This window comes from Psychrobacter sp. UBA2769, from assembly GCF_002352555.1.
GTDB classification, from domain to species: domain Bacteria; phylum Pseudomonadota; class Gammaproteobacteria; order Pseudomonadales; family Moraxellaceae; genus Psychrobacter; species Psychrobacter maritimus.
The window spans coordinates 25,029-39,507 of the sequence record NZ_DEIR01000009.1 but is presented as its reverse complement, the minus strand read 5'-3'; the positions used below and the strand labels follow the sequence as shown (position 1 = coordinate 39,507).

The following is a 14,479-nucleotide window of genomic DNA, read 5'->3' as shown; positions in this document are numbered from 1 at the left end:
GTTTTCTAGAGGCGATATGATGGCGGTAAAATACTTGATAGTTATTGATAATGATAAATTTTAAAAACACGCTTTTATTGGGCCATCGCGGCGCGCGCGGTGAAGCAGTAGAAAATACCGTAGCAGGTTTTAAGCTTGCGCAAAATCTGCAAACATCGGGCTTGGCCGGTGTGGAATTCGATGTGCAGTTGACTGCGGATGGTCACTTAATGGTCTTTCACGATGACAACTTACAACGTATGTGCGCGCAGCAATCACGTATCGATCAGTTAAGCCTGGCTGAAATTGAGCGCTACTCGCAATTGGATGATAAGCAATCTGGCCATAAGATTACGCCATTAGCGCATATAGCAGCTGCATTAGAAGGCTTTAGTTATATTGAGCTTGAGATTAAGACTCATGAGCGCACGGATTATCGCAAGCTAATTAAGGCTTTGATGACGGATTTAATCGATAGTCCGCTTGCCAGCTTGCCTATCGTGTTGACCAGCTTTGATGTCGAGCTGCACGCCGGACTGCAACGCAATAAGCTGTTGCAGCATATACCGCGTGGTTTATTGATTCGGACGCCTGAAACCTTGATCACGGCATCTAATACTGCGCTGCAACTTGGCTGTGTGCAACTCGGTATTCACTATCCGCTGCTGAATCAAGCAGTCATTGCCCGCTGTCATCGTTATAACTTGCCTATCAGTGCGTGGACGGTCAATGATAGCAACACGATTGAACAATTGATCGCGTGGCAAGTCGATGTCATTATCACTGACTATCCAACCTATTTACTTACATAACCTATTTGCTCACATCACCTATCTATTCATAGATAGAAGGGGTTATTTATGCTCATGCAACCTTTTGCTACCTATATATAACCCACGCCTCTTTTAATGACTACCATAGTTTACTACCCTACATATCTACCGTCGTACTTACACTTTTACTAAATTGCTGATAAGTCTTGGGTTATTTACGATAATACATTCCATAACTCATACAAGTTATTGTTATTTAGCAATATTTTTCTAGTGTATAACTGTTCACTTTGTCTTTCTTTTCAGGTAACATGGGGTCTAAAATTAATACCGTTAGGAATATTACATGATTGCTAAAAAAGTAATAGGCTTACCACTTAAGGGCTTACGTTTGGCCATGAAGTCGGGTGATACGCTTATACAGCACGCTGGCACTCAAGCACTACGCGTAAAGACGTGGCTTGATACTAGCAAAAGCAAAACTGACGACGCTGCCGATACGCAGTTTGCGACCACCAGCGGCTATAAAAATGCCAATGCAGCGAGCAACGATGAAGGCATCGATCCTCTGGAGCTTGAATTCCAAAAATCGCCGATAAACTTGGTACCAGCGATTTTCCTTATTACAACGCCTATTGCTGCTGCCGTCATTACGCCATGGTACTTACTGACCCATCAGGTTAGTGCGCCTGTTTGGGGTGTGTTTGGTGCCTTTATGGTCTGGACAGGTATTAGTATTACCGCAGGCTATCATCGCCTACTGTCGCACCGTGCATATAAAGCCCATCCTTTGGTAAAAAACTTCCTATTGCTAGGCTCAACCCTTGCGGTTCAAGGCTCAGCCTTTGACTGGGTGTCAGGTCACCGTACCCATCACCGTCATGTTGATGATCGCATGGATGACCCTTATTCAGCACAGCGTGGGTTTTTCTTTAGCCACATTGGCTGGATGCTACGTAATTACCCTAGCGGGCGCTTTGACTATAAAAACATTCCTGACTTAACCAAAGATAAAGTGCTGCAGATTCAGCACAAATATTATGGTTTATGGGTATTGGCAACCAACGTTGCGATGGTCGCTGCGGTTGGTTGGTTAATCGGTGATGTTTGGGGTACGTTAATCTTGGCAGGTTTACTGCGCTTGGTATTGACCCATCACTTTACCTTCTTTATTAACTCGCTATGCCATATGTTTGGTACGCGTCCTTATACCGACACCAATAGTGCGCGTGATAACTTCTTCCTTGCTATCTTTACGTGGGGTGAGGGTTATCATAACTATCATCACTTCTTCCAATACGACTATCGTAATGGTGTGAAATGGTGGCAATATGACCCAACTAAATGGTTGATTGTTGGCTTATCTAAACTTGGTTTAACGAGTGAATTGCGTACGGTTGACGACACCACCATCAAGCATGCTGAAGTGCAAATGCAGTTCAAAAAAGCCCAACAGCAGATTGATAATGCCACCGCAAACGGACTTGATATTCCTCATGCGATGAAGAGTTTCCAAGATCGTATTAAGTTTGAATACGATGCCTTTACGCAGACGGTCGAAGAATGGCAAGCGCTAAAAGCCAAAACCATTGAGCTGAAAAAGACTGAATTTGCTGATCGCTTGCATGAAGTTGAAGAAACGCTAAAACAGGATTATGCCAAGGTTGAACAAAAAATACTGGCGCATAACAGCAATCTAAAAAATGCGTTTCGCTCTATCGGTCAAAGCCCAAAAGCCGCTTAAGTATTTATAAAGATTACTGATTTAATTGCTTTATTGTCAGTCTCTCCTGCCCTCTATCTGTAAAGATAGGGGGTTTTTTTATGGTAATGATTTGCGTGCTAATTACTTATGGACTAATTACAAGAGATGGACAGAGTGAAACGCGGCATTATTAAGGCTATGTTATAGTGAGTTTATGAATATCAGCACTCACTATTTGCATCTACATTTATAGAGCGACCAATCGATATCTACCACCTTATTAATCTACTCCCCTATATTGGAACGGCACCTATGCGCTATCAAAATACTTACGTCAAATTAGACACTCGCCTTTATCATGAGCAGCCGCCGACACCGCTAGACAATCCGCGCGCCGGTCATTTTAATACGCAAGTTGCCGAGCAATTGGGCTGGCTTGATGATGAAGATTTAATGGCGCGTTGGGTTGAGATATTGGGTGGTCAATACGTGCCAGCTCAGTTTCAGCCGCTATCGATGGCCTATGCTGGTCATCAGTTTGGACAATGGGCGGGACAATTGGGCGATGGCCGTGGTTTACTCATGGCGCAAGTACTCGATAATAACGACCAATTGCAAGACTTACATCTAAAGGGCGCTGGTCTAACCCCTTACTCACGGATGGGCGATGGGCGCGCGGTACTGCGTAGTACCATTCGCGAATATTTATGTGGCCATGCGCTGACCCAACTTGGCATCCCCTCGTCCAATGCCTTGGGCTTTGTGGTATCAGATACCAAAGTGCGCCGCGAACGACTGGAAGCGGGAGCAGCCTTGATGCGCGTTGCTGACAGTCACATTCGCTTCGGTCATGTTGAGTGGATTGCCAGCTTTGCACCTGACTTGCTCGGCGAGTTTACCGACTATATGATTGATACTTACTATCCAGAATGCCGTGATAGCGAGACGCCAGTCTTGGCATTTTTACAAGCCGTAGTTGAGCGTACCGCACGTATGATTGCGGACTGGCAGCTGATTGGCTTTGCGCATGGGGTGATGAATACCGATAACTTGTCTATTACTGGTAGCACCTTAGACTTTGGTCCGTTTGGTTTTATGGAACGTTTTAATCCTGCTTGGATTAACAATCACTCCGACCATACCGGACGCTATGCTTATCAAAATCAACCTGCCATTGGGCATTGGAACTTAAATATTTGGCTACCGCACTTTATGCGCCTAGAGGGAGTCACACGCGAAACCTTGGCTGATTGCCTAGCGCCGTATGAAGCGACCTTTATGCAGCATTATCAACAAGGGCTGTGCCGTAAGCTGGGATTGCCACACGCCAAAGACAGCTTAACCCTTGCCTTTGAATGGCTGACATTGCTAGAAGATAACTTACTCGACTATAGCAATAGTTTCCGCGCGCTATTGGGTTTGGTCGCACCAAACGAGCATCCTCATGAACAGCAGCTGCTCACAATAATGACTGCTGAGTTTAATAATGAGGCGCAGCAAGTCTGGCTAGATTGGTCAACACGGTATTTGGCAGCGCTACAGCCGTTATCTAGCGAGGCATCTATTGAAGAGATGCGCAGCAATAATCCGGTTTATGTGTTACGTAATAGTATGGCGCAGCGCGTTATCACGGCGGCGGAACAGGGACAGTTTGATGAGTTAAATCGAGTCTTTGAATTGCTTGCTACCCCTTATAGCGTACAAGACATCGCCACCGAACTTGATACCTTACCACCTGCTCCGCATGCGCCGCAGATGCCGATTAGTTGCTCTTCTTAATAAAATACGAGTAAGCGGCTATTCTGTAATATTTTGAAACATGATGCAATTAGGGTTGATGTTTCGCCCTATTATTTGTCATCATCAACTAGCGAAATAATGAATATCATTTTATTATATTGCTCGCACTATTCAGTCGAGCTGACTAGGCAGTTAAATGCCAATAATGCTAGAATAGCTGTTTTTGTACGATTGTTGTTTTTACCCTGATGTCTAGTCGCCAATCATGACCTTTTTAGTATAAAAGCACCCTCATTGTCATCTTTCATGGTTTTGAGGTTTAGACGTTAGTTTTTTATCCCATTTACTTTATTCCAATTATCCCAACCATGGCAATTATTATGAATGACGATATCACTTTGAATACGGATGCTCCTACCACGGAAAAAGAGCAGTTTGAACAAGCTGCCCTACATTACCATGAGTTCCCACGCCCGGGTAAAATCTCAGTAACACCTATCAAGCAACTGGCCAACCAACGTGATCTGGCGCTCGCCTATTCACCAGGGGTTGCGATACCTTGTCTTGAGATTCAAAGAGATCCAGCTTTAGCAGCTAAATATACTGCTCGTAGCAACTTGGTCGGTGTGATTACCAACGGTACTGCGGTACTTGGTTTAGGGAATATTGGTCCATTGGCATCAAAGCCTGTGATGGAAGGTAAAGGGGTACTATTCAAAAAATTCGCTGGTATTGACGTTTTTGATATTGAAATTGCTCAAAACGATCCAGACAAGTTCATCGAAGCCGTTGCGTCTTTAGAGCCTACTTTTGGTGGTATTAACCTAGAAGACATCAAAGCACCAGAATGTTTCAAAATCGAGCGCGAATTGCGTAAACGTATGAACATTCCAGTATTCCACGATGACCAACATGGTACGTCAATCATTGTTGCCGCCGCGATGCTAAACGCTTTGCTCATCACTGGCAAAAAAATTGAAGAAATTAAAGTCGTTTGTTCAGGCGCTGGTGCAGCCGCTATCTCTTGTTTGGATATCATTTGTGCGCTTGGTGTTGATAAAAATAACATCTTGGTATCAGACTCACGCGGTATCATTACTACCAGCCGTGAAAACCTTGATGAGACTAAGCAGCGTTATGCCCGTGATACCACTGCATCTACCATCGAAGAAGTGATGGATGATGTCGATATGTTCTTAGGCTTGTCTATGCCTGGTACATTGACCGAAGACATGGTTCGCCGTATGGCAAAAGACCCTATCGTCTTTGCCCTTGCCAATCCAACGCCTGAGATTATGCCAGAATTGGCCCATGCGGTACGTCCAGACGTCATCATGGCAACAGGTCGCTCAGATTATCCCAACCAAGTAAACAACGCTTTATGCTTCCCTTATATCTTCCGCGGTGCGTTAGACGTTGGGGCAACGACCGTTAATGAAGAGATGAAAATTGCTTGCGTAAAAGCAATCGCCGCCATGGCGCATGTTGAAGCCACGCCAATGAGCAACGTGAAAAACGTTGAAAGCACGCCAAGCTTTGGACGCGAATATTTGATTCCAGGACCTTTGGAGCCGAACTTAATCATCGAAATTGCTTCTGCTGTTGCTAAAGCGGCGATGGATTCTGGGGTTGCGACGCTACCTATTACGGATATGAAAGCCTACCGTCAACGCTTGTCTGAGTTTGTTTATAACTCAGCGTTTGTCATGAAGCCTATCTTTGCCCGCGCGAAAGCTGACCCTAAACGTATTGTTTACTGTGAAGGCGAAGACAGCAATGTCTTACTAGCGGTACAAGTGGTGGTCGATGAGCAGTTGGCATATCCAATCTTGGTTGGTCGTCCTGCCGTCATCGAAAAGAACATCGAGAAACTTGCACTACGCCTAAAAGATGGTGAAAACATCACGATTATCAATCAAGATGATGATCCACGCTATAAAGACTACTGGCAGGGCTACTACGAGAAAAACAAACGTAATGGCGTCAGCATCGAACTTGCTCGCCGTGATGTTCGTCGTAAGACCTCTTTAATCGGTGCGTTACTGGTTGAAAATGGCGATGCCGATGGTATGATTTGTGGCACATTCAGCTACTATCAGCTCCATCTAAAATACGTCAGCAGAGTCATCGGTAAAAAAGAAGGCGTCAGTGATTTTTATGCGATGAATGCCGTACTTATGCAAGATCGCAACATCTTTATTGCCGATACTTATATCCATGAAGACCCAACGGCTGAGCAATTGGCTGAAATGACGGTACTGGCAGCTGATCAGTTACGTCGCTTTAGCATCACGCCACGTGTGGCGTTGGTTTCGCATTCAAACTTCGGTACATCAGACCGTGCCAGCGCGGTAAAAATGCGTAAAGTGCATCAGCTGCTGACAGAAATGAATGTCGACTTTGACTTCGATGGTGAAATGCAAGGTGATGCGGCACTTGATGAGCATATCCGTGCCAATGACTTGCCATCAAGCAACCTAAAAGGCTCAGCAAACTTGCTTATCTTACCAACGCTTGATGCAGCAAACATTGCTTTCAACCTACTAAAAACGGCGACCAGCAGTGCCTCTATCGGTCCTATCTTGCTAGGCGCTAACAAGCCTGTGCATATCCTAACCCCATCAGCAACGGCACGCCGTGTGGTGAATATGACAGCGCTTGCGGTCACTGAAGCTCAAGATTTAGAAAGTGAGCAGCAGTAGTCGTTTATATAGCGTATAAACGCATGACGAAGACGGTCTTCTGTTAGTTATTTATAGAAACCGTCTGCTATACTAAAACCAGTCAGTACTCGCAAATGAGTGTTGACTGGTTTTTTTTGGCAAAATGACTTAGTAAATACTGGATAAATACAAAGAGACTATTATGCAAGTGTATCTCGTCGGCGGCGCTGTCCGTGACCAACTGTTAGGTCGTCCTATCAAAGACAAAGATTTTGTCGTCGTCGGCGCGACTGTCGCAGATATGCTGGCGGCAGGTTTCCAACAAGTGGGCGCAGACTTTCCAGTATTTTTGCACCCTGTTAGCCGTGAAGAATATGCCCTAGCACGTACGGAGCGCAAACAAGGTCTGGGCTATCAAGGCTTTAGTGTGCATGCCAGCCCTGATGTCACCTTGCGTGAAGACTTGCAACGTCGTGACTTGACTGTCAATGCCATGGCAATCGAAGTCAAGAGCCTAACCGATGACATGCCCATCACTGGTAAAGTCGTTGATTACTACGGTGGATTGGATGACATTGAGAATAAAACCCTACGCCATGTCTCAAGCGCTTTTAGCGAAGACCCATTACGAGTACTGCGAACTGCTCGCTTTTATGGACGCTATTATGATTTGGGCTTTAGTATCGCCGATGAAACCTTGCTATTGATGCGTCAATTGGTAAGCTCAGGCGAGCTTACGCATTTAAGTAGTGAACGCATTTGGCAAGAATCGAGCCGTGCCATGATGCAAGTGTCGCCGCAAGTATATTGGCAGCAGCTGTTTGAGATTGGGGCGCTAACAGAGTATTTTGCCCCGCTACATCAAGTTTGGAGCCATGCTCAATACGGTCAAATACGAGAGATTGTACAAACCGCATTGTATTTCGCCGGTCAAATGCAATTAAATTTGTCACAGCACTGGGCTTTATTAATGGCCAGTCTCAACACAGATTTATTTGCTCTAAAACCTACAAACTCGAATTCAGATAACATAGAATCAGATAATACAGCATCAAATAACGCAGCATCAAATAACATAGCATCAAATAACATAGCAACTGCGGTTAAAGGCATTAATGAGATCGGAAACAGCGCAAAAGTGCCAAAAGCGCAAACCCAATTTGCCACTTTATTTGTGCAGCAAGCACAAAAGCTTAGCATTATAGACCAGCTGAGCACCGCTGAGAAAATCGATCTTATTCAAGCTTGTAGCGCTCATAAAGCGCCGGACAAACTCTCGCAGCTCTTGGTCACTAGCCATGTTTTAAAACTGGCCATACAGCACCGCCAAATGATGCTGGCATTGGGCAGCTTTCACGCAATCGGCATGGATAATATTGACCAAAGCCTCAAAGGTCCAGCGATTGGCGAAGCATTACGACAACGTAGAATTGAGCATTTACAAGCACAACCTGTCTTGTAAACAAGCGCTTTCAACCAGTAATTTAGATAATAAAAATACCTTTAATATGAACCAAGAATTTAGCTTAAGCCAACCAAAAGATTCTAATACCTCAGCGCCAGTGATGCTAGTAACTGGTGGCGCTAAGCGTATTGGTGCGGCTATTGTTCGTGCCGCCCATGAGCAAGGCTATCGTGTCATTATCCATTGTCATCATAGTGAGCAAGAAGCCAATGCCCTAGCCGATGCGCTGAATCACAGTCGTTCTGATAGCGCGGTCGTCGTCCTTGCAGATTTGGCGGTTGTTAATAACAGCGAGACGCTACAGCAATTTACTCGTAATATCATACAAGCGTTTGAGCAACTCGATGTCCTAGTACACAACGCCTCACGCTTTTACCCAACTCCTCTTGCTGATATCAATCTTGAGCAATGGGATGAGTTATTTTTAACCAATGCCAAAGCGCCTTTATTATTAAGCCAAGCGTTATATCCTTATCTACGGACACAGCAGGGCTGTATCATTAGCCTACTCGATATCCATGCGCATAATAAACCTTTTAAAAATTATGCCGTCTACAATATGGCAAAGGCGGCGCATCGCATGATGGTACAGTCTCTGGCGCTTGATATGGCACCTGATGTACGCGTCAATGGCATCGCTCCTGGCGTGAACATCTTACCTGAGGCTGATGGCGACCAAGCGCTTGACCAGCAGCAGCAAAAAAACATCATCAACTCTATCCCTATGCAGCGGATAGGTAAACCTGAGGAAATTTCCCATAGTGTGCTTTATCTGGCGCACGCCCGTTATGTGACTGGTGAAATAATTACTGTCGATGGTGGTCGCAGCCTGACATTGGCTGGTGGTCATATTTGATAGAAAGTAGCGCTGCATGAAAATATCTTGATTAGTTCCTATCTTTTACTTGAAAATCTAGAAAAATCAGGTATCATTGTGCGTCTAACGTTAGGGCCCATAGCTCAGTTGGTTAGAGCAGAGGACTCATAATCCTTTGGTCGTAGGTTCAAGTCCTACTGGGCCCACCACATATTAAAAAAGGCTTGTTCGCAGCGATGCGGCAAGCCTTTTTTTATGGGGTTTTTAGAACTTTCAGAAGATATAGGTAGATGGCGGACCATATAGAAATAGGGGATGTTGTCAATACTGCGGTTTTAATGGTAGTTTTTATTTATGGACAGTAGGTATCCTTACTCTATAATAAAATGAAAGCCAATGCTAATTCTGATTGAATAAGGGGATTTATGAAAATATTGCCGACATCATCCCTAAATGCATTGCTGACAAAGGCAGTAAAGATAGTAGAAACTACTGCGCTTAAACGTACCAATCAGCGCCATGTGCTGCATTATTTCTTAAAGGGATTGGGTAACCTACCAACGCCATTAATTGAGCGAATCAATCATTACCTAAAGGCTCCTACCGCTGAGCGGTACCCTCATGCTGATGCACATATAAGACTTATTATCGGTTTGAACCACAAGCTCAAGCCGCCTATACAAACCACGCAATTAATACAGTTACGGAAAAAGTTCGCAACCGAGATGGTCGCAATTCAATCTCCAAGCGTATGGCAGCAAATAAATACTGATAACAACGCTAAAAATAAAAACCATAACGATAAAGAAAACGGCAATGCGGTGAGCTGGCAAGATAAGGTTATTGCCAACGCTGATGGTGGTGATATGGTTATTCGCTGTTATCAAGCAGAGTTTAGCACCATTCAAAACCCTGAACGAAATGGCGATAACCCTGAAAAAAACTGTGATAATGTGGTGATGCTGTTTTTTCATGGGGGCGGATTCTGTGTCGGTGATGTCAATACAGATCATGAATTCTGCCATGTTGTTTGTGCACAAACCAGCTGGGCTGTTGTCAGTGTTGACTACCGTCTAGCACCGGAATACCCTGCTCCCACCGCTATTAGAGACTGTCTTGAGGCTTATATTTGGTTAACTAAGCATGCTCATACCCTTGGCGCATCGTCATCCCGTATCGTCTTAACGGGTGACAGCTCAGGCGGTGGCCTTGCGGCAGTGGTCGCGCAACAGGTGAGCAACGCCACTGTTGCACCATCCTTTGATAAACAGCAATATATTAATACGCTTGATCACTTCACAATTGATATTTTTCAGCAATTGCAACATTTACCGCGTCCACTCGCACAACTATTGTTATATCCGATCACAGATATCGGAACCGACTATCCAAGCTGGAAATTGTATGGTCAAGGCTTAATGCTAACTTATAATGATGTTGAAGTGTTTCATGCGGCTTATTTACAAAATTGCGCCTTAACACAACCGCACGCACTTCTCTCGCCCATGGATGGTGATAACACAAAAATGTGTCCAAGCTATATCGTGGCTGCTGAATTGGATATTTTACATGACGAAGCACTGGTTTATGCCGCGCAGCTACAGGATTATGGTATCAACGTGCGGACTCATACCGTCCTTGGCGCACCCCATGGTTTTACGCATTTAATGAGTGTGCATCAAGGTCTTGGACACGAAACGAATCATGTTATCACTGAGTTTGCCATTTTTGTACAGCAGATAATTGGCACAGAAACCAATAGCATGACGTTGGCATAAAACTAATACGGAATAATAAAAAGCTGCCTAAGAAACTAAAAAGCCCTCTACGTTATATAAAATAGTGTAGAGGGCTTTTACGATTTTAATGAATGAATAATTGATAACTATAAAAAAACGCCGTTATGCTTGCTGATCTAACAGCTTTTTTTATGTTAAATTAATTCAGCGGCAACTGGTCAACCGTATTTATCAAATTCTGGCTAACGACCAATCAAGGTTACGTTGGTTAGTCTAAAGCCAGCCAGCTATCTATCATTTATCTATATACTTTCCAAAAACTAGAAAGAAGTACGACGATAGTTGCGATATTCAGGTAACCAGAAATTCGCTTTTAAGCGGCGCTGTAGGTTCTCCGCCGTGATAGGTAGTGCCAGCTTATCTTCAACCGCCTGCAGTGCCACTTCATAAGCTATTTTTTCACTGATCTCTTTAATAACTTTAATAGGCGGTAGTATGGCACCGGGCGCTTTTTCGTACTCCATTGATATATCTGCAAGCGCTTGGCTTGCTGCCATCAACATATTATCGCTGATACCTGTCGCTCGCGCTGCTAGAACACCGAGACCGATACCAGGAAATATATAGCTGTTATTACATTGAGAGACTTCAAAAGACTGACCGTTAAAAGTGGTATTAGCAAAAGGGCTACCCGTTGCGATAATGGCGCGACCACGGCTCCAATTCATGACTTCTTGCGGGGTGGCTTCCACACGGGACGTCGGGTTTGAAAGTGGTAGTACAATTGGATTTTCAGTATTAGCACATAAAGATTCGATCACCTCTTGAGTAAACAGACCTTTTTGTCCGCTAACACCAAATAATACTGTTATTTTTGCTTGTTTAACCACTTGCGCTAAACCGAGCTTCTGACTTTTATCCCAATGTTCAATAGCCGATTGTTTTTGCACAAGTGGCTCTTGGAATTTTTGTAGTTCTGTCATGCTATCAGTGAGCAAGCCATAACGGTCAACCATAAATACTTGGCTACGAGCCTGCTCTTCCGTTAAGCCTTCGCGCTGCATTTGGCGAATGATATGCTCAGCAATACCGCAACCTGCCGATCCTGCACCTAAGAAGGCTATTTTTTGCTGACTTAGTTTCTGACCCTTATTTAGGCACGCTGCAATCAAAGCACCGACTGAAACCGCAGCAGTCCCTTGAATATCATCATTGAAACAGCATAACTGGTCACGATATCTGTTTAATAACGGGGTGGCGTTTCCCTGTGCAAAATCTTCAAATTGTAATAACACCTCTGGCCAACGACGCTTAACGGCTTGAATAAATAAATCGACAAATTCATTATATTCATCGCCAGAGATGCGTGGATTCCTCCAACCCATGTACATAGGATCGTCAAGTAGCTGTTGGTTATTGGTGCCAACATCTAGCAAAATAGGCAAACAATAAGCCGGGCTGATGCCACCACAAGCCGTGTACAAAGCCAATTTACCAATGGGAATGCCCATACCGCCAATACCTTGATCTCCTAGACCCAATATACGTTCGCCGTCAGTAACAACGATCACTTTGACATTTTGTTTGGTGGCATTTTGCAGCATATCATCAATTTTATGGCGCTCAGGATATGAGATAAACAAACCCCGTTTACGGCGATAAATTTGCGAGAATTTTTCACACGCTTGACCAACCGTTGGGGTATAGATGAGCGGCATGACTTCCTCTATATGCTGCTCAATCAAATGATGAAATAGGGTTTCATTGGTATCTTGTATGTTGCGCAAGTAAATGTGCTTATCCATGTCACTAGTAAAGGAGCGCAGTTGATGATAAGCCCGCAGAGACTGCTCCTCAATCGTCTCAATGTTATGAGGTAATAGCCCTGTTAAATTAAAGCTATCACGTTCTTCTGATGAAAAAGCACTGCCTTTATTCAGTAAAGCGGTTTCTAATAGAGCGGGTCCGGCAATGGGAATATATAAGGGACGCTTGTTTGACATAATAAAATCTTCTTATTGACGTATGGGTGAAAACGATGCTAGTGCTGCATTATACATAGCATCAGCCCATACTTAACAATAGATAACAAATCATTTTGGGTGAGCATGGCTTTAAACTTGATTACTTATACATTTGCCTAGAAATAATGTCGTTTTCTCTAGAGATGAATGAAAGGAGTCGGTAACCGAGTCAATATTGATAAAGATGTTAACCCAAGAAATGAACGTTTCTTCAGAGGCTTGAAAATGCAGTGGATGCCAAAAGTATAATTGCTAAGATATTTCTAAATTCAGCAGAGGCATCAATGATTATATTCTGGGTTAATAGTAAAACGTGAGCCTATAGAGCTAAACCTTGCGCTACATAAAGTAGTGGCCAGTCTTATAAAACAAAAAACCAGTCGTACTTAGATTTTCATCATACTTACGATTTCTAAGAGTTAAAATTCGATATACCTGTTCACCCTTCTATTACTGAGATGAAATCCTGTAATATGATACGAAAGAAAAACCTTGGTCACTATATTTTAAAATGCATCTTACGAAACTTAATAGGTGACATTCCAGTAAATTGCTTAAACTGCCGACTAAAAGCACTATGATCACCATAACCACAATTTAAAGAGATTTGCGTCACTGTGAGCTTATGGTCTGCCAAAAGACGAATAGCATGCTCTAAACGAAGTTTTTGTACAAACTGAATCGGCGACATATTAAGTACTGCCTTAAAAGTACGCTCTAGTTGTGATTGACTAAGATTCGCCAGCGTCGCTAAATGCACAATATGAATCTTTTGATCAATGTTGTTTCGTACATACTCCTCTACACTTGCCAAGCGAGCGTGCTTACGCAATATTCGCTCATTATCTTCATCGATATCGACCGATATGCCCACCATTGCTACAATATGCCGTTCTGTATTATATACCGGTAGCTTTTGCGTGATACACCACCCTAGCTGTCCAGAAGCATAGCTATGTAACTCCAGTCTATCAGTAATCTCCCTGCCCTCTTTCAGCACTTTCATATCCTGATTAAGGTAATCTTTGCCTTGAGGCTCTGAAAACACTTGCTCTGAAGTTAGCCCTACAAGTTCTTTTTTATCTTTGAGCCCACTACGTTTAATCAGTGTCCTACTTACTAATTGATAACAGGCTTGGCTGTCTTTCACAAAAAATACCGTGTTCGCCATAGTATCGAGCAAAGGTATTAATAATGATACGTTACCAACAAACTCCTGCAAGTTTTTTGGTCGATAAGCCTGTAGCTGTTTTGACAATCCATTTGTCGGCTCTCTTAACGATAGCATTTGCACATTTTCCATATAGCCTCTCTTGGGCTCTCCTGCTAAACCCTAAAAACATTTTAAAGAAACCTTATTACTATCTAGGCTCTGTACATAAATACTTCATTAGAAAAATAAACTTTAAAATCATTTTACCCTGAGCTTCCCTAGAGCCTAATAACTATTTAGCACGTTAGGTTAATAACATATGACCTTTATACCGTTATATCGCTCTATAACCTATGCAGAAATGCGCATTTATTCATGGAAAAACAACAAGCCCCCTTTTACGAAACGGGGCATTCTATAT

The 14,479-nt window shown here is 43.5% G+C and carries 9 protein-coding genes and 1 tRNA gene; 8 read left to right on the top strand and 2 right to left on the bottom strand.

Going from position 1 to position 14,479, the window contains the following annotated elements; translation table 11 throughout:
• Positions 1–50 precede the first annotated feature (50 nt).
• The 8 genes from B3Q63_RS03265 to B3Q63_RS03230 all read left to right on the top strand — a co-directional run bounded on the left by B3Q63_RS03265 (position 51) and on the right by B3Q63_RS03230 (position 10,920).
• Complete coding sequence (locus B3Q63_RS03265; RefSeq protein ID WP_201610667.1) at positions 51–791, top strand: glycerophosphodiester phosphodiesterase; 741 nt, start codon at positions 51–53, stop codon at positions 789–791.
• A 529-nt stretch (positions 792–1,320) separates the two neighbouring features.
• The gene (locus tag B3Q63_RS03260; RefSeq protein WP_406947528.1) at positions 1,321–2,496 is read left to right on the top strand and encodes an acyl-CoA desaturase; all 1,176 of its coding nucleotides are present in this window, start codon (positions 1,321–1,323) and stop codon (positions 2,494–2,496) included.
• 273 nt (positions 2,497–2,769) lie between these two features.
• Complete coding sequence (locus B3Q63_RS03255) at positions 2,770–4,236, top strand: protein adenylyltransferase SelO (RefSeq protein WP_296173727.1); 1,467 nt, start codon at positions 2,770–2,772, stop codon at positions 4,234–4,236.
• 341 nt (positions 4,237–4,577) lie between these two features.
• Positions 4,578–6,899: an NADP-dependent malic enzyme gene (locus tag B3Q63_RS03250; RefSeq protein ID WP_296173726.1), complete on the top strand. Its 2,322-nt coding sequence runs from the start codon at positions 4,578–4,580 to the stop codon at positions 6,897–6,899.
• Positions 6,900–7,062: 163 nt separating this feature from the next.
• Entirely contained in the window at positions 7,063–8,322 is a 1,260-nt protein-coding gene (locus B3Q63_RS03245; RefSeq protein WP_296173724.1) for a tRNA nucleotidyltransferase, read from the top strand.
• 46 nt (positions 8,323–8,368) lie between these two features.
• A complete protein-coding gene (locus tag B3Q63_RS03240; RefSeq protein WP_296173722.1) occupies positions 8,369–9,181 on the top strand; it encodes a pteridine reductase in 813 nt (270 codons plus the stop codon).
• A 93-nt stretch (positions 9,182–9,274) separates the two neighbouring features.
• A tRNA-Ile gene (locus tag B3Q63_RS03235) sits at positions 9,275–9,351 on the top strand.
• 216 nt (positions 9,352–9,567) lie between these two features.
• Positions 9,568–10,920: an alpha/beta hydrolase gene (locus tag B3Q63_RS03230; RefSeq protein WP_296173719.1), complete on the top strand. Its 1,353-nt coding sequence runs from the start codon at positions 9,568–9,570 to the stop codon at positions 10,918–10,920.
• Between the two features lie 281 nt (positions 10,921–11,201).
• Here the strand turns inward: B3Q63_RS03230 and B3Q63_RS03225 are convergent, their stop codons facing one another.
• Positions 11,202–12,884 carry an NAD-dependent malic enzyme gene (locus B3Q63_RS03225; RefSeq protein ID WP_296173717.1) on the bottom strand — a complete coding sequence of 561 codons (1,683 nt, stop codon included), beginning with the start codon at positions 12,882–12,884 and terminating at the stop codon, positions 11,202–11,204.
• A gap of 520 nt (positions 12,885–13,404) precedes the next feature.
• Complete coding sequence (locus tag B3Q63_RS03220) at positions 13,405–14,208, bottom strand: helix-turn-helix domain-containing protein (RefSeq protein WP_296173715.1); 804 nt, start codon at positions 14,206–14,208, stop codon at positions 13,405–13,407.
• Positions 14,209–14,479: the final 271 nt, after the last annotated feature.

Coding starts and splice junctions, on each gene's coding strand:
- B3Q63_RS03220 (WP_296173715.1), bottom strand. CDS start 14,208: ATGGAAAATGTGCAAATGCTATCGTTAAGAGAGCCGACAAATGGATTG.
- B3Q63_RS03240 (WP_296173722.1), top strand. CDS start 8,369: ATGAACCAAGAATTTAGCTTAAGCCAACCAAAAGATTCTAATACCTCA.
- B3Q63_RS03230 (WP_296173719.1), top strand. CDS start 9,568: ATGAAAATATTGCCGACATCATCCCTAAATGCATTGCTGACAAAGGCA.
- B3Q63_RS03255 (WP_296173727.1), top strand. CDS start 2,770: ATGCGCTATCAAAATACTTACGTCAAATTAGACACTCGCCTTTATCAT.
- B3Q63_RS03265 (WP_201610667.1), top strand. CDS start 51: ATGATAAATTTTAAAAACACGCTTTTATTGGGCCATCGCGGCGCGCGC.
- B3Q63_RS03225 (WP_296173717.1), bottom strand. CDS start 12,884: ATGTCAAACAAGCGTCCCTTATATATTCCCATTGCCGGACCCGCTCTA.
- B3Q63_RS03245 (WP_296173724.1), top strand. CDS start 7,063: ATGCAAGTGTATCTCGTCGGCGGCGCTGTCCGTGACCAACTGTTAGGT.
- B3Q63_RS03250 (WP_296173726.1), top strand. CDS start 4,578: ATGAATGACGATATCACTTTGAATACGGATGCTCCTACCACGGAAAAA.